Below are 19,307 nucleotides of genomic sequence, written 5' to 3' on the forward strand. Positions count from 1 at the left end.
GGCCCCGCGTGCCGGCTGCCGGCACCCGCCGGCACCGGCTGCCGCTGGTCAGCGCTGGACGCGGGCGTTGCCGCCGGCGGCGAGGCGCTGGACCTCGGCGAGGGTGGCCATGGTGGTGTCGCCGGGGGTGGTCATGGCCAGGGCGCCGTGCGCGGCCCCGTACTCCACGGCGGTGGCCAGGTCGCCGAGCTCCATGAGCCCGTAGATCAGGCCCGAGGCGAAGGAGTCGCCCCCGCCGACCCGGTCGAGGATCTCCAGGCCGGGGCGCTGGACTGAGCGCACGAACCCGGTCCGGGGCGACCAGGCGATAGCCGCCCAGTCGTTGACGGTGGCCGTGCGCACCTGGCGCAGGGTGGTGGCGACGACCCCGAAGCCGTCGAACTCGGCGACCGCCCGCTCGATCATGGCCTCGAAGGCGCCGGCGTCCAGCCTGGACAGGCCCTCGTCCACGCCGTCGACCTCGAAGCCCAGGCAGGCGGTGAAGTCCTCCTCGTTGCCGATCATGACGTCCACGTAGCGGGCCAGGCGCCGGTTGACCTCGCGCGCCCGCTCGATCCCCCCGACGCCCTTCCACAGGCTGGGCCGGTAGTTCAGGTCGTAGGACACCACCGTGCCCGCCCGGTGGGCGGCGTCCATGGCCGCCTCGGCCACCTCGGCCGCCTCCGGCGACAGGGCCGCGAAGATGCCGCCGGTGTGCAGCCAGCGTACGCCCAGCCGCCCGAAGAGGCGGTCCCAGTCCACGTCCTGGGGCCGCAGCCGGCTGACGGCGGTGTGCCCGCGGTCCGAGACCCCCACCGCGCCGCGCACCCCGTAGCCGCGCTCGGTGAAGTTCAGCCCGTTGCGCGCGCTGCGGCCGATACCGTCGTAGGGCGCCCACACGATCCGCGGGTCCACACCGCCGGCCAGGATGAGGCTCTCAATGAGACGGCCCACCTCGTTGTCGGCCAGGGCGGTGACCACCCCCGCCCGCATGCCGAAGCACCTCGACAGGCCGCGGGCGACGTTGTACTCCCCGCCCCCCTCCCAGACCTCGAAGCGCCGGGCCGTGCGAATGCGCCCCTCCCCCGGGTCCAGGCGCAGCATGACCTCCCCCAGGCAGACCACGTCGTAGCGGCACTGCGCGGCGGGCCGCACCGCGACCGGCCCCCCACCAGAAGCAGGACCAGCAGCAGCGCTCATCGGCCGGCCTCCTTCGCGATCGCCACGGCCCGGGCGCACAGGCGGGAGACCTCATCCCACCGGGCGGCGGCCACAAGGTCCCTGCTCACCATCCACGACCCGCCGCACGCCGCGACCTGGGGAACGGCCAGGTACTCGGCCAGGTTGCCCGCGCTCACGCCCCCGGTCGGCACGAACCGCACCCGGGGGAAGGCCGCCGACAGGGCCCTGACGGCCGACGGGCCGCCCAGAGCGGAGGCCGGGAAGAACTTGACCGTCCTGATTCCCAGCTCCAGGGCCGCCATAATCCACGACGCGTCCGCGCACCCCGGCAGCACCGGCACCCCCGCGTCCTGCGCGCAGCGCACGACCTCGACCGACAGGCCCGGAGACACCAGGTACCGGGCGCCCGCATCGATGGCGGCCTCGGCCTGAGCCGCGTCGAGCACCGTCCCGGCCCCCACCACCAGACCCTCGACCTCGCCCATGACACGGATCGCCTCCACCGCGGCAGCGGTACGGAAGGCCACCTCGGCCGTCGCAATGCCGCTGGCCACCAGGGCCCGGCCAGCACCCACCCCCTGCGCGGCGGAATCGACCACCACTACCGGCACCACCGGGTTGGCGGCCAGAAGCTGATCGAGCTGATCGCGCGCGGCCTCGGCGTCCTCAGTGATCCGGCTCGTCATGCTCGTCATGACTGATACTCCTCCCCGAGCGCGCTCAGGCGCGCATCTTGAGCTTGGCGGTGGCCTCGAAGAGGCCGTTGAGGTAGGTGGCGCCCAGCGCCCGGTCGTAGAGCGGATATCCCGGACGGCCCGTCTCCCCCCAGATCATGCGACCGTGGTCGGGACGGACGTAGACGTCCGGCACGGTGTCGTGGAGGGCCTCGATAATGGCGGCCATGTCCAGGTCGCCGGCGGCGGAGAGGTGCGGCGCCTCCTGGAAGTGCCTGTCCCCGAGGTGCTTCACGTTGCGCACGTGAGCGGCTGCGATCCGGCCCCGTTCCCCGAACTCGCGGAAGATCGCGGGAACGTCATTGTCCGGGTCGGAGCCGAGCGACCCGGAGCACGGGCACAGAGAGTTGGCCTCGGAGTCGACCATGCGCACAATGCGGTCGAGGTCGTCTCGCGTGTTGCAGATGCGGGGCAGGCCGAACAGGTCCCAGGCGGGGTCGTCGGGGTGGACGGCCATCCGGATGCCGACCCTCTCGCAGGTTGGGATGATGCCCTGGAGGAAGTAGCGGTAGTTGTCCCGCATCTGCTCGCGCGAGACGCCCTCGTAGAGGGAGAGAACCTCGTCGAGCCGGCTCAGGCGCTCCGGCTCCCAGCCGGGCAGGGTGAGCCCGCCCGAGTCACGGGCGGTGCGCTCGACGATCTCGCGCGGCGTCATGCCCTCGACCTCGGCGTGGTCGTAGTACAGGCAGGTGGAGCCGTCCTCGTTCACGTGGGCGAGCTCGGTGCGCAGCCAGTCGAAAACGGGCATGAAGTTGTAGATGACGACCTCGACGCCGAAGGCCGCCAGGTTCTCCAGGGTTGCGCAGTAGGCGGCGATGTACTCGTCGCGGCTGGGAAGGCCCAGCTTAATGTCCTCGTGGACGTTGACGGACTCGATGACCCGGCACTCCAGGCCGCCTGCCCTCACCCGGGCGATCAGCTTCTCGATCTCGCCTCTCTCCCAGACCTCGCCGGCGGCGTACTGGTCGAGGACGCCCATAATGCCGGTCATGCCGGGAATCTGGCGGATGTACTGCAGGGGGATGGGGTCGTAGGCCTCCCCGTACCAGCGGAAGGTCATGTTCATTGCGGAAGCGTCTCCTTGTCGAGGGTGGCGCGCACGGCGCCGGGGCCGGAGATGAGGCGGGAGAAGAGGGCCTCGACGCTCCCGGCCACGGGCGTGGCGGTGAGGTCGAGCCCGAAGAGCTCGGGGTCGGACAGGATGGGCGCGAGCGCGCGCCGGGCATCGACCGGCTCGCCGAGCCGGATCCCGGCGACGTGGGCGTGGAGCTCGTCGTACAGCGGGTCCGAGGAGGGCTCGAAGGGGGCGCCGTCGTCGGCGATGCCCGTGAGATAGCGGCACCACAGGGCGATGACCAGGGGGATCGACCGCAGCCCGCCCATGTCCAGGCCGCGGTCGCGGTACCGCAGGAGGGTCTGGCCGAAGCGGATCGGCATCTTCTGAGAGGTGTCCATGGCGATGCGGGCGGGGTCGTCCGGCAGGTAGGGGTTGGTGAAGCGGGTCTGAAGGACCTCGGTCAGGAAGCTCTCGGGAGACACGACGCCGGGGTCCGAGACGACGGGGAGGCCCTCCTCCCAGCCGAGGCGGTGGACGAGGGCGGCCAGGGCGGGGTCGCGCATCTCCGCGTCAATGGTCGGCATGCGCAGGAGGCAGCCGGCGATGGCGAGCGCCGTGTGGAGCGGGTTGAGGCAGGTGGCGACCTTCATGCTCTCGAACCTGTCGCACACCTCGCGGGCGACGATCTGCGCGCCGGCCTCCTCCAGGGGCGGGCGCTCACCGGCGAAGGCGTCCTCGATAATGAGGTACTCGGTCGGCTCGGTGTTGACGAATCCGGCCAGCGGGGTGCGATCGGGCGCCTGCAGACCCATGTCGGTGAAGCCGAGTCCTGTGAGCGCCTCGGCGACGGCCTCGCTGGGGCGGGGGGTGATCTTGTCGATGACGGAGATCGGGAAGGCGACCCTGGACGGATCCTCGATCCAGGCGGGGAATCCCTCGTCGGCGCTTCCGGCCCGCGCCCAGCCGCGGGCGATCGTGGTGACGGAGTCACGGAGCTTGTCGCCGTTGTGGCTGAAGTTGTCGCAGCTCAGGAGGGTGATCGGGGCGCCGCCGGCCTCGTAGCGGGCCAGGAGGAAGGAGGCGACCAGGGCCATGGTGTGCCCCTGGCGGGCTCGGGGGCCGGAGGCGGCCGTGACGGCCTCCTGGAGGTCGCCGGCGGAGTCGGCGACGGCGTAGCCCTTCTCGGTAATGGTGAGGGACACGAGGCTGACGCCGGGGTCGGCGGCCAGCGCGAGGAAGCGGGCGCGGTCGTCGGGACGGCTCACGGCCAGGCCCTCGCTCACGCCGGCGACCGCTCGCAGGTCGCGGCTGCCATCGGGTCTGAGGGTCACCGACAGCGTGAGCAGGTCGTGCGCGGCGAGCTGGACGTCAAGGCCGGTGGGCCGCCGGGGGGCCACGACTGCGATCGGCCAGTGCCGGCCGGAGGCGAGCAGGTCCTCGGCGATCCGGGCCAGGAAGACGCGGAAGATGTTGCCCGGCCCAATGTGCAGCCAGCGGGGCCGCTCGCGGCCGGAGGCCTGCATGGCGGCGACGTCGAAGGCGGGCGTGACGACGCCGGCCGCCTCGAGGGCCTCCCCGTCGCGGAGCCCGTCAATGGTGAGTCTCATGCGCAACCAGTCCTCATTGATGGTTCGTAGTGGTTCCAGGTGACCCTTCTGAGCGGTCCGGGGCTCGTCAGGGCCGGGGCCGCCCCGCGGGGCGCCGTCGAGCCGCCCTGCGGGGACGGCTCAAGTCTCCCGCCGCCGCGGCCCGGGCCCCCGGTGTTGACAGAAGTTGCCACACCCCATCACTCCGCCCGGCAGCCGCTCAGTAGCCGATGGATCGCAGGTATGCCCGGGAGTCGGCCAGGCAGTCGAAGGGGTCCCTCCCGTAGGTCAGGTCCTGCTCGATGAGGAGGTACTCGGCCCCGGCGGCCGCGGCGGCGGGCAGGAGCACGGGCCAGTTCATATTGCCCTGCCCGACCTCCGCGAACTCGATGATGTTGACGAACCTGTCGTAGCCCTCCGCGACCCTGCCGGCGTCGAAGAGCTCGAGGGCCTCGTGCGGCAGGGCGGTGACCCGGTAGTCCTTGACGTGGATGAGTCTGCAGACCCCGGTGTAGGCGGCGAGCATGTCCAGCGGGGCCATGCCGCCGCGCTGGACCCAGTGCAGGTCCACCTCGAAGTGCAGGTCCGGGGCGACGCGGCGGACGATGTCGAAGATGCGCTCGCCGTCGAAGGCGTGCAGGTCCACGTGGTGGTTGTGGTAGCACAGGGTGATGCCCTCTGCCTTCAGACGGACGGCGTACTCGTCGGCCTCGCCCGCCCAGGCCTCGACGGCCTCCTTGGAGACCATGGCGGAGAAGTCCATCATGCCGATGCGCGCGAAGCGGCACCTCAGGCGCCGGCAGTCGGCGACGAGCTTGTCGAAGCCGGTGTCGAGGGTGTCCATGTCTCGGCCCTCGACGTGCCGCAGGCCCGTGGACAGGGCGGCGACCTCGATGCCGAGCTCGTCCGCCCCCCGCTCCAGGTCGGCGGCGACAGCCTCGGTCATGGGAATCTGGGAGACCTCGACGGCGTGCAGGTCGAGGTCGGCCAGACGCTCCAGGATCGGCCACATGCCCTCGGCGGCCACCTGGTCCTTGAGCATCATCATCTGGGCGCCGAGGACCGGCGCGGCGGGGACAGCGGTCATCTCAGGCGCGCTCCTCGAAAAGGCCCTCGGCGGCGATGCGCCTGTTGAGCTCGGTCAGGTAGGCGTCCTCGTCGAGGTCCGCGATGGACACCTCCCTGCCCGTCCAGCTGGACAGGTGGATGGCGTTGGCCAGGCGCACGCCGTGGATGCCGTCGCCCCCGGGCGCCAGCAGCTCCTCCTCGCCGCGCACGGCGGCGGCGAAGTTGCGCAGGACCTCGCAGTGCTGCTCGCCCCACACGGAGCGGTACTCCCTGGTCTCCACGCTCATGAGGTCGGCGGGGTCGAAGCCGCCCTTGAACATCTCCCGGACCTGCTCGACGCTCATCCGCTCGGAGATGGCGCGCTCGTCGTCCTTGAGGCGGGTGATGGTGACGACGGCGGAGTCGTCGACGACGACCTTGCCCCTGTCGCACAGGATCTCCAGGCGGTCGGTGCCGGCGAGGTCGTGCGTGGAGGTGATGAAGGAGCCGGTGGCGCCGCCGCCGAAGTCGACCAGGGCACTGACCTCGTCCTCCACGGCGATGTCGCGGCGGAAGCCGAACTGGCACTTGGCGAACACGGACAACGGCACTCCGCACACCCACTGCCACAGGTCGAGCTGGTGGGGGGCCTGGTTGACCAGGACGCCGCCGCCCTCCCCGCCCCAGGTGGCGCGCCAGTCGGACTGCTCGTAGTAGCCCTGGGGCCGCCACCAGGTGGTGATGGTCCAGGTGGTGTGGCGCAGCGCCCCGAGCTCGCCGGAGGCCAGCAGGGCCCGCAGGTCCTTGTACAGGGGGTTGGTGCGCTGGTTGAAGAAGACGCCGAAGACGAGGTCGGGCCTGGCGGCGGCGACATCGATGAGCTCGCGGGCCTGCCGGGTGTACACGCCGACGGGCTTCTCCACCAGAGCGTGCACCCCGTGCTCGAGGGCGTGGATGCCGACCTCGGGGTGGAGGTAGTGGGGGACAGTGGTGACGACGGCGTCGACGTCGCCGGAGGCGATCATCTCCCTGTAGTCGGTGTAGAAGGGCGCGTCGAGGGCGTCGGCCGCCTCCTTCTTCTCCGGCAGGATGTCGCACACGGCGCCGATGCTCAGGCCGGGCACGCGCCCGGCGGAGATGAACCGGGCGTACATGCCGCCCTCGGTGCCCAGGCCGATAATGCCGAGGCGGACGATGTCAGTCATGGATGGGGCTCCTTGGTCTCTCATTCATCGCAGGTGGTCGGGGGCAGGCCGGCGGCCCTGTAGACGGCCTTGGCCATGAGCAGGCACGCCATGGCCTGGGCCGGGCCGATCCAGAAGGGCTCGGGGTCGTCGAGCCGGCTGTAGAAGTCGCGGATGAGCAGCTCGTGGCTCACCCCCCAGTAGGAGCGGCCCCGAGAGCCGGCCGTGCGCTCCTCGTGGCGCTCGACGCGCCCGTCGCGCCAGCGGACCTCCAGGCCGTCGCGCAGGACGACGCAGGCCCGCTCGCAGTCGAGCTCGAGCTCGACGGGCCGGTGGGCCGAGAGGTTGACGGTGCCGTAGAAGCAGGTGGTGGCGCCATCGGCGTGCGTGAAGCGCGCGCAGGCGGTGTCCTCCACCTCGGAGACGGCGCTGAACTTGTCCGTCGAGACGCTGCCCTGAACCTCGACGACGTCGCCCAGCAGCCACTGGATGAGGTCGAGGGTGTGGGGCGCCTGGTTCATGAGCAGCCCCCCGCCAGCGCGCTCCCACAGGCCGCGCCAGGGCTTGGCGGGGTAGTAGCCGGGGGAGCGGCTCCAGGCGACTGTGGCGTAGGCGCCGCGGACCGCACCGAGCGCCCCGGAGTCGAGCAGGCGCCGCAGCTCGACGGAGGAGACGTTGTAGCGGTTCTGCAGGCAGACGGCGATCTTGGGGGCGTCCGGGCCCAGACGGTCCTGGAGGCGGGCGACGGCGTCGACCAGGCGCCGGGCCTGACGAGTCGTGTGGGCGACGGGCTTCTCCTGGATGACGCCCGCGCCCGCCCCCAGGGCCGCGAGCGCGACGTCGACGTGGGCGTCGTGGGGCGTGGTCACGTGCACGACGTCGGGGCGGACGGCCTCGAGCAGCTCGCCGACGGCGGCGAAGCCGGGCGCGCCGGTGCGCTCGACGGCCGCCGCGAGCGCGCCCGGGTCGGTGTCGCACACCCCGACGAGCTCGACGGCGTCGATCGCCTCGATGGCCTGGAGGTGCACCGCGGCCACGTCCCCGCAGCCGACGATCGCCGCCGTGGTCATGGTCGTCTCAGTCCGTCTCGACGCCGGCCCGGGCCAGGAGCGTCTGGAGGGCGGCGTGGGCGCGCGTGAAGCTCTCGGGGCCGGACAGGGCGCCGTAGGCGTCGAAGCGGCCCAGGTGCGGCTCGAGGGAGAGGAAGCCCGCGTAGCCGCAGTCCTTGAGGGCCGCGATGAGCTCGGGCCACTGGCCGTCGCCCTCGCCGCAGGGGGTGACCTCGCCGATGTCGTCGGCGTCGACGGGGAACCTGGCGTCCTTGCAGTGGATGTAGTCGGTGTAGCGGTGCACGAGCGGCCACGCCTCGTCCATGGGGCGCACCCCGCACTGGACGTAGTTGGCGGGGTCGAAGACGGCCCGGTAGGAGGGCGAGTCGACGGCGGCGAGCAGGTCGGCGACGCGGCCGGGGACGTCGCCGTAGATCTCCTTCTCGTTCTCGTGCAGGAGGGTCGCGCCGCCGTCCCGGGCGACCTCGACCATGGCGCGGGTGCGCGCAATGACCTCGTCGCGGTGGCGGGCGGGGTTCTCGCCGGCGGGAATGAAGAAGGAGAAGACGCGGATGCGGGGGGTGGCGAAGAAGCGGGCGACCTCAACGGCGCGGCGGGTGCGCTCCAGGTGGGGGGCGAAGGGGTCGGTGATGCGGATCTTGCCCAGGTCCGAGCCCACGCAGGACAGGGCGATGCCGGCGGCGTCGAGCGCGTCCCTGATCCGCCTCAGCTCGGCGTCGGTGAGGTCGAGGATCTTGGTCAGCTGCACGCTGCGCAGCTCGATGTGCCTGATGCCGAGCTCGGCGAGCAGGGCGACCTGCTCGCCGAGGTCGGGACTGATCTCGTCGGCGAATCCCGTCATCGTCCAGGCGGGCGTCATGGGGCTCACGGGTGTCATGAGGTCTGCTTCCTTTCTCCATCCTTATTCCCGGTCTTCTCGCCTTCTCCCCGCGGCCGTCTCACTCCTCGCGCGCGACGGCGCGGCGGGCGACGAGCACGGCGTTGTTGGCGTCGACGACCTTCTTCTTGAGCGGGTAGAGGACCACCAGGGCGAGACCGACGAGGACGTAGCCGATCCCGGGCACGAGGTTGGCGAGCATGTAGACGCCATCGACAACAGGGGCTGCCTGGGCCTCACCGGCCTTGGCGGCCGCGGCGTCGAAGCCGACCCAGCCCAGCGCCCATCCGGTCAGGCCTCCCGCCAGGGCCTGGCCGAGCTTGCGCGACCAGGAGTAGACGGCGTACACGGTGCCGTCGTCGCGCTGACCGCTCTTGACCTCGTGGGAGTCGATGACGTCGGTGATGAAGGCCCACACGAGGTAGTTGAAGACCGCGGTCAGGAGGGCCACGACCGCGTAGAGGATGATCCACACGGTCGCGCTGCGGGTGTGCAGGAAGTAGGCGCCGATGAGCACGCCGCCGCCCAGGAGCATGGAGACCGCGCCGACCTCGGCCTTTCCGAAGCGCCTGGACAGCCACGGGGCGATGACGATCAGGGCGAGCGAGGGGAGCAGACCGGCGAAGGACGCCGGGGACTGGAGCCTGCCGTTGCCGAAGTAGGACAGGAAGAGGTAGCTCAGCATCCCGTTGAGGAACATCAGCGAGACGAGCAGCAGCAGGGCGGAGGCGATGAGGCCCAGCAGGGCGCGGTTGGAGAAGACCGCCTTGAGCATGGAGCCGACGCTCAGCCCACCCTCCGATGCGGGCCTCGACACGGCGGCGACGCGCTCCTCCACGCAGAAGTAGCACACCGCGTAGCAGACGACGGCCAGGACGGAGCAGATGACGGCGCCGAGGGTCATAGCGGGGCCGTCGAGGACGGAGACGCCGTCGGCATTCGTCCGGTAGACGATAATGGGCAGGACCGTCATGATCATAATGTTCGCCAGCGTGGCGCCCGTGGAGCGGAAGACGGAGAGCTCGGCGCGGTGGTCGGGGTTCGGGGAGACGACCGAGGACATGGAGCCGTAGGGGATGTTGATGGCCGTGTAGCACACGGAGCCCCACAGGAAGTAGGTGGCGACCATCCACGTCAGCTTCAGGCCGTAGCTTCCGAAGCCCGAGACGAAGGACATGTACATGAGGGCCGAGGCGACGGCGACGGGAATAGCGATGTACCTGATCCAGCGGCGGAACTTGTCGCCGGGCCCGGCGCCCGGCAGGCGGTCCACAATGATGCCCATGCCGACGTCGGTGAATCCGTCGACGACGCGGGCGCACAGCAGCAGGGTTCCCACGTGCGCCGGGCTGATGCCGACCACATTCGTGTAGAACACCATGAAGAAGGTGGACTGGAGGGTGAAGGTGAAGTCATTTCCGAAATCACCGAACATGTAGCCGATCTTGTCTCTCAGGCCGAAGGGGCGCCTCTCCGCCGCCTCGGTCACTGGCGCCGGCGCCGATATCTGGCTCGTCATGGGCATGGGATGGTGTCTCCTGTCGTATCGCACCGTTGCGTGCAGGAAGATCCGCGTCCGGAGCGGGACCGGGTCCTGGGTGAGCCGCGGGTGCGGAGGGCATCCGCGGGGATCACGCTCTAGGGTGGCGCGGGCCCGGCCCCACGCGGCGAAGTTGCCAGTAGTTGCAGGGCGCCGGCGTACTCCCGCGCGCAGTCGCTCGGAGCTCGGCGGCGCGCCGGAGTGCGCAACTTACGGCAACTTTCCCGCGTGCGCCCGCTGGGCATGTGCAATGGTGAGCGCGTCCATCCACGCCGGACGCGCTGAGCACCAGGTGAAGGAGCCTCCATGCTGCCCCTCCGACAGTCCGTCTCCCGGGATATCCGCAGTCTCGACGGCGTGTGGCGCTTCCAGCTCGACGCCGGCGAGGACGCCGGCCTCGAGGAGCGCTGGTTCGATGCCCCTCTGAGCGCGCCGCGCCCCATGCCGGTGCCCGCCTCGTACAACGACGTGACCACCGACGTCGAGGTCCACGACCACGTCGGCCTGGCCTGGTACGAGCGCGACGTCGTCGTCCCCGGACGCCTCGGCGACGACCGCCTGCTCCTGCGCTTCGGCTCGGTCACCCACCGCGCCCGGGTGTGGGTCGACGGCACCGAGGTCGCGACCCACACGGGCGGCTACCTCCCCTTCGAGGCCGACATCACCGACCTCGTGGAGGCGGGCGGGACCTTCCGCCTGACCGTCGCCGTCGACAACCGCCTGACCTGGCAGACCCTGCCGCCGGGCTACCTCACCGAGGACAGCCGGGGGCGCAGGGTGCAGAGGTACTACCACGACTTCTTCAACTACGCCGGCATCCACCGCAGCGTCAGCCTCTACACGCGCCCGGCCGTGGCCGTCAGCGACGTGACCGTGACCACCGGCTACGAGGGGACGACCGGCCGCGTCTCCTACGCCGTCGCCGCCGAGGGCGCCTCCGAGGTCTCCGTGGTGGTCCTGGACGCCGAGGGCCGCGAGGTCGGTCGCGCCCGGGGAGCCCGCGGCGAGGTCGCCATCCCCGACGTCACCCTGTGGAGGCCGGGCAGGGGTTACCTGTACACCCTCGAGGTGCACGCCGACGCCGACGTCTACCCCCAGCGCTTCGGCGTGCGCACCGTGGAGGTCAGGGACTCCCAGCTCCTCATCAACGGCGAGCCCTTCTACTTCCGCGGCTACGGACGCCACGAGGACAACCTCATCCGCGGCAAGGGGCACGACGACGTCCTCATGGTCCACGACTTCGAGCTCATGGAGTGGCAGGGGGCCAACTCCTTCCGCACCTCGCACTACCCCTACGCCGAGGAGGTCATGGACCACGCCGACGAGCGCGGTCTCGTCGTCATCGACGAGACCGCCGCCGTGGGGCTCAATGTCGGTATCGCGGCGGGGATCCTGGGCGGCCAGTCGCAGCCGACCTTCTGCCCCGAACGGGCCGACGAGGCCACCCGCGAGGCGCACGCCGCCCAGATCCGCGAGCTCATCGCCCGCGACAGGAACCGCCCCAGCGTGGTCCTGTGGTCCATCGCCAACGAGCCGGAGACCCACACCGAGGCCTCCCGCACCTACTTCGAGCCGCTCGTCCGAGTGGCGCGCGAGGCCGATCCGACCCGGCCGGTCGGCTACGCCAACGTCATGCTCTCCACCCCCGACAAGGAGCGGATCATCGACCTGTTCGACGTCGTCATGCTCAACCGCTACTACGGCTGGTACGTGGATAACGGCAACCTCGACGACGCCGAGGCCCATCTGCGCGCCGAGATCGACGGGTGGCTCGCGCTGGCGCCGGGCAAGCCGATCCTGTTCACCGAGTACGGCCCGGACACCATGCCGGGGATCCGGGACGTCTTCCGCCGCCCCTGGAGCGAGGACTTCCAGGTCGACATGCTCTCCATGCACCACCGGGTCTTCGATGACTACGACGAGATCATCGGCGAGCAGATGTGGAACTTCGCCGACTTCCAGACCGCCACGGGTATTGTCCGCGTAGCCGGGAACAAGAAGGGGATGTTCACCAGGGCCCGCGACCCCAAGCAGAACGCCTTCGTCGTGCGCGAGCGCTGGCTGGCCATGCGCGAGCGCCTGGGCTTCTGAGTCCGGTGGCGACGACGGCCCCGGGCCTCGGCGAAAGGGGGAGAGGAAGGACGGCGATGACCCGCACCGACGCCGGCAGGGCGTCCGGCTCCTCGCCCGGGCGCCGCAAGGCGATCACTATCTACGACATCGCCAAGAGGGCGGGAGTCGCTCCCTCGACCGTCTCCCGGGCCCTGTCCCGTCCGGGCCGGGTCTCCAACGAGACCTCCCAGCGCATCCACGACGCCGCCGACGAGCTGGGGTACAAGCGCACCTCCCCGCACCGCCTCGCGCACACGGCGGACGACACCTGCGTCATCGCCCTGGTGATCGCCGACGTCGGCAACCCCTACTTCAGCGAGCTCATGATCGGGCTGCAGGAGTCGGCCCGCACCAACGGATACACCGTCCTGCTCATCGACTCGCGCGAGGACGCCGTGGAGGAGAGGGCCGCCATTGAGCGCGTCCTCCACCTGGTCGACGGGATCGTCCTGTCGGCGTCCCGGATGACGAACTCGATGATCCAGCAGTTCAACCGCGCCGCACCGGTCGTCTCCCTGAACCGGCAGGTCCCGGGAATCACCTCGATCCTGCCCGACGCGACCCGGGGCATGCGCACCGCCGTGGAGTACCTGGCCGGCTACGGGCACGCCGAGATCACCTACCTCGCGGGGCCGTCGGGGTCGTGGGCGAACGGGGCCCGCTGGGAGGGGCTGGTCCTCGCCTGCCAGGACCTCGGCCTGCGCGCCCACCGGGCGGGCCCCTGCCCGCCGACCGTCGGCGGCGGCGTGCGCGCCGTCGACGCCTGGGAGAGGCGCCCGACGACGGCGGTCATCGGCTACAACGACATCCTCGCGGTCGGCTTCATGAAGTCCGCCATCGCCCGGGGCATACGCGTACCGGAGGACCTGTCGATCATCGGGATCGACAACGCCGGCCTGTCGGCTCTCACCGAGCCGGGACTGACCTCCCTGGCCACACGATCGCGACAGCTGGGCGCGGCGGCCGCCGGGGCGATCGTCGGCCATCTGCGCCACCGCTCCCGGCCCCAGCCCCTGGTCACCACCCTGGAGATGTCCTTGCAGGTGCGCGCGAGCGTCGGCCCCGCCGCTGCACGCATCCCCGCCCGGCGCCCGCCCGCCACCCCGCACCACACGCAAAGGAGCACCCGCCGATGACCCCGCAGCCCCTCGTCCTGTCCGCCGATCGGCTGCTGCCGGCGGATCCCACGACGCGCGGCATCGCCCGCGATCTTCTCGCCGAGGTGGAGGACGCCCCGATCGTCTCCCCCCACGGGCACGTCCCGCCGGAGTGGCTGGCCGACGACGTCGTCTTCTCCGACCCGACGAGTCTCCTGCTGACCCCCGACCACTACGCCAACCGCCTTCTGCACTCCCTCGCCGGCGTCGAGCTCGAGCGGCTGGGGGTGCCGGTGGGGACCGAGCGCACCGCCGACCAGTCGCGCGCGGCCTTCCGCCTTCTGTGCGAGAGCTGGCACCTGCTGGCCGGCACGCCCGTGCAGGCGTGGTTCGCCGAGGAGCTCCACGGCGTCTTCGGCGTGCGCGTGCAGCCCTGCGCGCGCACGGCCGACGACATCTACGACCAGATCGACGCCGCTCTTCACACCCCGGAGTTCTCCGTGCGCGCCCTGTACGAGCGCTTCGATATCGCCGTCCTGGCGACGACGGACGACCCGTGCTCCGACCTGGCCGCGCACCGCACGCTCGCGCAGGACCCGCGGTGGACCGGGCGCGTGGTGCCGACCTTCCGCCCCGACGCCTACCTCGAACCGGCGCGCGCGGGGTGGCGGGAGCTCACCGAGCGGCTCGGAGAGGCCGCCGGCCTCGACGTGTCCACCTACACCGGGCACGTCGAGGCGATGCGGGCGCGGCGCGCCTTCTTCAAGGCCAATGGCGCGGTCTCCTCCGACCACTCGCACGCCGACCCGGGGACCGAGCGGCTGACCGGGACGGAGGCGGAGACCCTCTACGCCCGCGCCCTGGCGGGCACGCTCGATGGGCGCGACAGCGACCGGCTGCGCCGCCACATGGTCAATGACCAGGCCCGCCTCGCAGTCGACGACGGCCTGGTGATGACCCTGCACCCCGCCGTCCTGCGCAACCACGACACCGGCGCCTTCCGCCGCTACGGCGCCGACGTCGGCGGCGACATCCCGATGGCCGTGGAGTTCACGCGCAGCCTGCGCCCGCTTCTGGACGCCTACGGCAATGCCGAGGGCTTCCACCTCATCCCCTTCACCATGGACGAGACGGTCTACTCGCGCGAGCTCGCGCCACTCGCCGGCTGGTACCGGGGGGTGTACGTGGGCGTGCCGTGGTGGTTCATCGACGAGCCTGACGCCATGCTCCGCTTCCGTGCGGCGACGACGGGTTTCGCAACCCTCTACAAGACCTCGGGATTCATCGACGACACCCGCGCCTTCTGCTCCATCCCCGCGCGCCACGGCATCGCCCGGCGCTGCGACTCGTCCTTCCTGGCCCGGCTCGTGGTCGAGCACCGGATCACCATGGACGACGCCGTCCGGATCTCCCGCGACCTCGTCGGCCCCATCCCCCGGCGGGCCTTCAAGCTCGACTGAGCCGCCGAGGCGCGCCAGGGCCGGAAGCCAGGAACGCACCGATGACGCAGGACGCCGGCCGGGGTCCTGCCTCACGCCCGCGCGGCCCGGACGAGCCCTCGGCGCGGGTGCGGCACCGTCGTCGACTCCCCCCGGATGAACTCGGAGGCGATGACGACGGGCGAGGGCGCGGCACCGGCCCGGTCCGGGAGGTCCAGCAGAAGCTCCACCGCGGCCCTCCCGGCGGCCGTGAAGTCCTGGCGCAGCGTCGTCAGGGTGGGGGTCACGACGTCCGCCAGCGGGATCCCGTCGAAGCCGGTCACCGAGACGTCCTCCGGAACGGACAGGCCGGCCTCGTGAACGGCCCGGACCGCCCCGAGGGCGAGCTCGTCGTTCGGGCAGACCACCGCGGTGACCAGCTCCCCGTACTCCTCCAGCAGCCTCCGGCAGGCCCGGTAGCCCGCGCGCGGCTCCCACGACTCGCAGCGAACGATCGGATACAGGGGCAGGCGGGCGTCCCGCAGCGCGTCGAGGGCCCCGACGGACCTGCGCTCCGGAGGAGCGTTGTTCGGCTGCGCCACGACGAAGACGGAGGTGTGCCCCAGCTCGACGAGGTGCTTGGTCACCTCGTAGGCGCCCCCGTACTCGTCAATGGCCACGTACGGCTTGCCCGAGGACTCTCCGGACTGCGGCGGCCCCACGTCGACCACGGGGAGGTAGTCGGGAATCCGGGAGATCGCGCTGTGCGCCAGGACGTCGTAGTCCACGACCACGACGCCGGCGGGCTGGTGCGAGGCCGTCGATGCCACCGCGTGCTCCACGGCCTTCTCGTCGTCCCGGTCGAGCACGCAGATGAGGGAGGACATTCCCGCCCTCCGAGCCCGCTGCTCGGCGCCGCTGATCGTCTGCGCGTACCCGTAGGGCAGCGTCTCGGAGGTAATGATCGCCAGGGTCTCGGGCCGCCCGGACACCAGCTGGCGCGCCGCAGAGTTCCCGAAGTAGCCCAGCTCGCGCATCACCGCCTCCACGCGGGCGCGGGTCCTATCGCTGACCTTCTGCGAGCGGCTCAGGACGCGGGAGACCGTCACCGTCGAGACGCCCGCCTCGCTTGCGACGTCGGCGATCGTGGGCCGCTTCGGGGTGGGCTTCACGGCTCCAGGGTATCGACCGGCAGACCGACCCGGACGTCCGCAGCGCCCGCGCGCCGCGGCGCCCGCGTTCTTGTCGGGTCCGGGCCCCGCCGGTCCTCACCCCTTGACCGCGCCGCTCATCATTCCGGCCATGAAGAACCTCTGCAGGAACAGGAAGACGAGCGCCACCGGCAGGACCGCAATGACGGAGGCCGCCATGAGCCCTCCCCAGTCGATGGAGTTCGCCCCCTTGAACAGCATGATCGCGGGCGTGATCGTGCGGAAGCGGTCCTGAGAGATGAAGATGTAGCCGAACATGAACTCGTTCCACGCGTTGATGAAGGCGTAGAGGCCGACCGAGACGATGCTGGGCCGCATCATGGGGAGGATCACTCTGCGCATCGTCTGCAGCCTCCCGCACCCGTCGATCTCCGCGGCCTCCTCCAGGGAGACCGGTATCGCGTCGAAGGCGCTGGAGAGCATGAAGGTGCACATCGGGATCACGAAGGTCGTGTACGCGAGGACCAGGGACAGCGGGGACTCGAGCAGCCCGAGATTCTTCATCGTGATGTAGAGCGGGACGAGCAGAAGAACGCCCGGGATCATCTGCGAGACCAGCATGAAGAAGCTGGCGCATCGGACGGACCGTCTTCGGAAGAACCTGCTGAAGACGTAGCCCGCGAAGATCGCAATGACCAGCGCGAGCAGGCAGGCGGTGGCCGAGACGACGAGGCTGTTGCGGATGTACCGCAGGAAGCCGTGGTCGAGCAGGACGCTCCGGAAGCTCCCCAGGGTCGGGTGGTCGATTGTCAGGCGGGGGACGCGGGCGCGGATCTCCTCGCGCGGCTTCAATGCGGACAGCGCCATCCACACGAACGGGAAGATGCTGTAGATGACGAGGAGGGTCAGGAGGACGTAGGCGACCGCGTCACCGAGGACCCGCTGCTTCTTCATGTCGATCAACCCACGATCTCCTCACTGAGGCTCCGGCGCATTCTGTAGTAGATGACGAATATGAGGCTCGTCGCCGCCAGCATGATTGTGGACAGCGCGGAGGCCATACCGACGTTGAAGTCCTGCATCGAATATCGGTAGATGAGGAGCGGAAGAGTCATGGTGGCGTAGTTGGGCCCGCCCTGAGTCATGACCCAGATGAAGTCGAAGTTCACCGCCGTCCAGATCAGGTGCATGAACACGATGATGAGCGAGGGTGAGCGCAGCTGGGGGAAGCTCACCGCCCAGAAGGACCTCCAGGCCGAGGCCCCGTCGATCTGCGTGGCCTCCTTGAGCTCGGGCGGGATCGCCTGAAGCGCAGCGAGGAAGGTGATCGTGTAGTAGGGGAAGCTCCGCCAGATGTTGACGAAGATGACGGCGGGCATCGCCCAGGCCGAGTCCCCGAGGAAGTTGACGGGCGAGTCGGTCGCTCCCGCCCGCACCAGGACGGCGTTGACGATCCCGAAGTCCGGGTTGAGCATCCACTCCCACGTCATTCCCGCCACGATAATCGGCACCAGCCAGGGGACGAAGGTCAGCGTCCTGAATACTCCCCCGCCCCGAAGGCGCCGGTTGAGGAGGACCGCGGAGCCCAGACCGAGGACATACTCGCCGACGACGGATCCGATCGTCCAGACGAGCGAGTTCCTGACAGCCCCCGAGAAATGGGGGTCGGCAAGGACGTCCGAGTAGTTCTCGGTGCCGGCGAGCCCCGAGACCGACGGATTGACGAGGTTCGAGTGCGAGAACCCGTCGACAAGGACCTTGAGGAGCGGGTAGCCGATGAGGAGGACGAGGAAGACCCAGGTCGGCAGGAGGGCCGTGGTCACGAATCTTCTGCTCGCCCTGCTCCGGGGGCTCCTACGGCCGGCCTTTCCCCGCCCCTCCGCCTCCTGCTGGGACATGCCTCTCCTTCCCCCGTGCTGACGGCGCCGAACAACTCCCCCGAGGACGTCAGGCGTGTGCGTCACCGGACTGCTGCAGCGAGGTGTTGATCGCCTCTGACAACCAGGTGGCCGCCTCCGCGGAGGACGTCCCCTCCTGAAGAACCATGGCCAGGGCGTCAATCATGTTCTGCGTGACTCCGGACAATGCGATCGGCGGGTAGGTGACGCCGGTGTCGAGGAGCGCGGAGAAGTCTCTGCTCCACTTCGTGTCGGTGGATACGCCCGACAGGGCGGAGCGGTCGGCGAAGCCCGCCGTCTGCCACTCGGTGGAGGCGAACGCCCGGGCCAGCCGCGTCGCGCCGTCGAGCGCCCTGGAGGACGACATGACCATGAGGGGCTTGGCCTCGATGTAGGTGGCGGGCCGGCCGTCCGCGGGATGCGGAATCGGATGGACCGACACGTCCCCCATGGTGCTCGGGTTGGAGGACTCGCGCTCGGCGAGCCAGTTGCCGGTGACGTACGTGGCGGTCAGGCCCGTCGCGAAGTTCTCATCGGTCTCCTCCCAGCCGTAGGTGGACGAGTTGGGCGAGGCGGCGCCGGACCTGACGAGCGAGGCGTAGAAGTCGAAGACCTTGACGGCCCCGGCGAGCTCGTCGGGGTTGTCTCCCCAGGTGTTGCGGTAGCCGCCGCCCTCCTGCTCGGCGGCGACGGCCAGGCCGTACTGGGCCAGGTACACGAGGAGCTCCTGAGGGGCGCGCACCCCGGTGCCCGCCACCCCGTAGAAGGACGATCCTGTGGCCTGCTCGACCTTCGTGCCGGCCCCGACCACCGCGTCCCACGTCCTGGGGACCGCGACCCCGGCCCGAGCCAGCAGGTCATCATGAACGAGGTAGGCGCGCGCGGTGGTCTCGTAGGGGAAGCCGATGATCTTCCCGTCCACGGTCATCGCGGACTTGACTGTGTCACTGACCTTGTCCCTGTCCTCCCAGGAGTCCCAGGCGGAGGTGAGGTCCGCGAGGATCCCGAGCCTGTGGAGCTCGCCGACGTACTCGGGAAGCCCCCAGACGGCGTCCGGAAGGTTGCCGCCGGCGGCCGAGGCGATGAGCTTCTCGTGAAGCATGTCGTAGGTGAAGTTCGTCTGATTGACCGTGAAGCCGGTTGACTCCTCGAACTTCTTGATCTGCTCCTGGCCGGCCTTCGCCGTATCGGCGCCCTCGGTCCAGGCGGTCCACAGCTCGACGGTCCTCGAGTCGCCCTTCGATCTTCCGGCGCCGCAGGCGGCGAGGAGGGCGGGGGCGGCTACCGCGCCGCCGGCCAGTTTCAGGACAGTCCTTCGCTTCATGGGAAGCCTCCGCATGCTCGTCATTGAACAAGGCGCGCACCACAGGTGGCC

General features: G+C 70.4%; 16 protein-coding genes. 3 read left to right on the plus strand and 13 right to left on the minus strand.

Annotated elements, in window-relative coordinates:
- Nucleotides 1-48: 48 nt before the first annotated feature.
- From O145_RS01880 to O145_RS01920, 9 genes are all read right to left on the minus strand, one after another.
- The gene (locus tag O145_RS01880; RefSeq protein ID WP_052374502.1) at nucleotides 49-1,179 is read right to left on the minus strand and encodes a sugar kinase; all 1,131 of its coding nucleotides are present in this window, start codon (nucleotides 1,177-1,179) and stop codon (nucleotides 49-51) included.
- Nucleotides 1,176-1,856: a bifunctional 4-hydroxy-2-oxoglutarate aldolase/2-dehydro-3-deoxy-phosphogluconate aldolase gene (gene eda / locus O145_RS01885; protein ID WP_229118288.1), complete on the minus strand. Its 681-nt coding sequence runs from the start codon at nucleotides 1,854-1,856 to the stop codon at nucleotides 1,176-1,178. Before eda ends, O145_RS01880 begins: the two co-directional genes overlap by 4 nt.
- A 25-nt stretch (nucleotides 1,857-1,881) precedes the next feature.
- Complete coding sequence (gene uxuA, locus O145_RS01890; protein ID WP_043558839.1) at nucleotides 1,882-2,961, minus strand: mannonate dehydratase; 1,080 nt, start codon at nucleotides 2,959-2,961, stop codon at nucleotides 1,882-1,884.
- Complete coding sequence (locus O145_RS01895; RefSeq protein ID WP_043558841.1) at nucleotides 2,958-4,559, minus strand: mannitol dehydrogenase family protein; 1,602 nt, start codon at nucleotides 4,557-4,559, stop codon at nucleotides 2,958-2,960. Before O145_RS01895 ends, uxuA begins: the two co-directional genes overlap by 4 nt.
- A gap of 199 nt (nucleotides 4,560-4,758) precedes the next feature.
- Nucleotides 4,759-5,625, minus strand: coding sequence for a sugar phosphate isomerase/epimerase family protein (locus O145_RS01900; protein WP_043558843.1), 867 nt, complete (start codon nucleotides 5,623-5,625; stop codon nucleotides 4,759-4,761).
- 1 nt (nucleotide 5,626) lies between these two features.
- Nucleotides 5,627-6,790 (minus strand): Gfo/Idh/MocA family protein, encoded by a 1,164-nt coding sequence (locus tag O145_RS01905; RefSeq protein ID WP_043558844.1) that lies wholly within the window; start codon nucleotides 6,788-6,790, stop codon nucleotides 5,627-5,629.
- Nucleotides 6,791-6,810: 20 nt separating this feature from the next.
- Nucleotides 6,811-7,839: a Gfo/Idh/MocA family protein gene (locus tag O145_RS01910; RefSeq protein ID WP_043558846.1), complete on the minus strand. Its 1,029-nt coding sequence runs from the start codon at nucleotides 7,837-7,839 to the stop codon at nucleotides 6,811-6,813.
- 7 nt (nucleotides 7,840-7,846) lie between these two features.
- Nucleotides 7,847-8,716 (minus strand): sugar phosphate isomerase/epimerase family protein, encoded by an 870-nt coding sequence (locus tag O145_RS01915; RefSeq protein ID WP_229118289.1) that lies wholly within the window; start codon nucleotides 8,714-8,716, stop codon nucleotides 7,847-7,849.
- A gap of 61 nt (nucleotides 8,717-8,777) precedes the next feature.
- Entirely contained in the window at nucleotides 8,778-10,241 is a 1,464-nt protein-coding gene (locus O145_RS01920; RefSeq protein WP_229118290.1) for an MFS transporter, read from the minus strand.
- A 321-nt stretch (nucleotides 10,242-10,562) separates the two neighbouring features.
- Here O145_RS01920 and uidA point away from each other — a divergent pair, with 321 nt between their 5' ends.
- From uidA to uxaC, 3 genes are read left to right on the plus strand one after another with little or no spacing between them, the layout of a single operon-like run.
- Complete coding sequence (gene uidA / locus O145_RS01925) at nucleotides 10,563-12,347, plus strand: beta-glucuronidase (RefSeq protein ID WP_043558848.1); 1,785 nt, start codon at nucleotides 10,563-10,565, stop codon at nucleotides 12,345-12,347.
- A 56-nt stretch (nucleotides 12,348-12,403) separates the two neighbouring features.
- Nucleotides 12,404-13,504, plus strand: a complete 1,101-nt coding sequence (locus tag O145_RS01930; protein ID WP_043558850.1) for a LacI family DNA-binding transcriptional regulator — start codon at nucleotides 12,404-12,406, stop codon at nucleotides 13,502-13,504.
- Entirely contained in the window at nucleotides 13,501-14,925 is a 1,425-nt protein-coding gene (uxaC, locus tag O145_RS01935) for a glucuronate isomerase (protein WP_043558853.1), read from the plus strand. Before O145_RS01930 ends, uxaC begins: the two co-directional genes overlap by 4 nt.
- A 71-nt stretch (nucleotides 14,926-14,996) precedes the next feature.
- Here the strand turns inward: uxaC and O145_RS01940 are convergent, their stop codons facing one another.
- The 4 genes from O145_RS01940 to O145_RS01955 all read right to left on the minus strand — a co-directional run bounded on the left by O145_RS01940 (nucleotide 14,997) and on the right by O145_RS01955 (nucleotide 19,256).
- Complete coding sequence (locus O145_RS01940) at nucleotides 14,997-16,055, minus strand: LacI family DNA-binding transcriptional regulator (protein WP_052374504.1); 1,059 nt, start codon at nucleotides 16,053-16,055, stop codon at nucleotides 14,997-14,999.
- Nucleotides 16,056-16,151: 96 nt separating this feature from the next.
- Nucleotides 16,152-16,988 (minus strand): carbohydrate ABC transporter permease, encoded by an 837-nt coding sequence (locus O145_RS01945; protein ID WP_043559040.1) that lies wholly within the window; start codon nucleotides 16,986-16,988, stop codon nucleotides 16,152-16,154.
- Between the two features lie 5 nt (nucleotides 16,989-16,993).
- The gene (locus O145_RS01950; protein ID WP_084682300.1) at nucleotides 16,994-17,932 is read right to left on the minus strand and encodes a carbohydrate ABC transporter permease; all 939 of its coding nucleotides are present in this window, start codon (nucleotides 17,930-17,932) and stop codon (nucleotides 16,994-16,996) included.
- Nucleotides 17,933-17,981: 49 nt separating this feature from the next.
- Nucleotides 17,982-19,256: an ABC transporter substrate-binding protein gene (locus O145_RS01955; RefSeq protein WP_043558857.1), complete on the minus strand. Its 1,275-nt coding sequence runs from the start codon at nucleotides 19,254-19,256 to the stop codon at nucleotides 17,982-17,984.
- Between the last annotated feature and the right edge of the window lie 51 nt (nucleotides 19,257-19,307).

The sequence above is a fragment of the Actinomyces israelii DSM 43320 genome, assembly GCF_000711965.1.
Taxonomy (GTDB): Bacteria; Actinomycetota; Actinomycetes; order Actinomycetales; family Actinomycetaceae; genus Actinomyces; species Actinomyces israelii.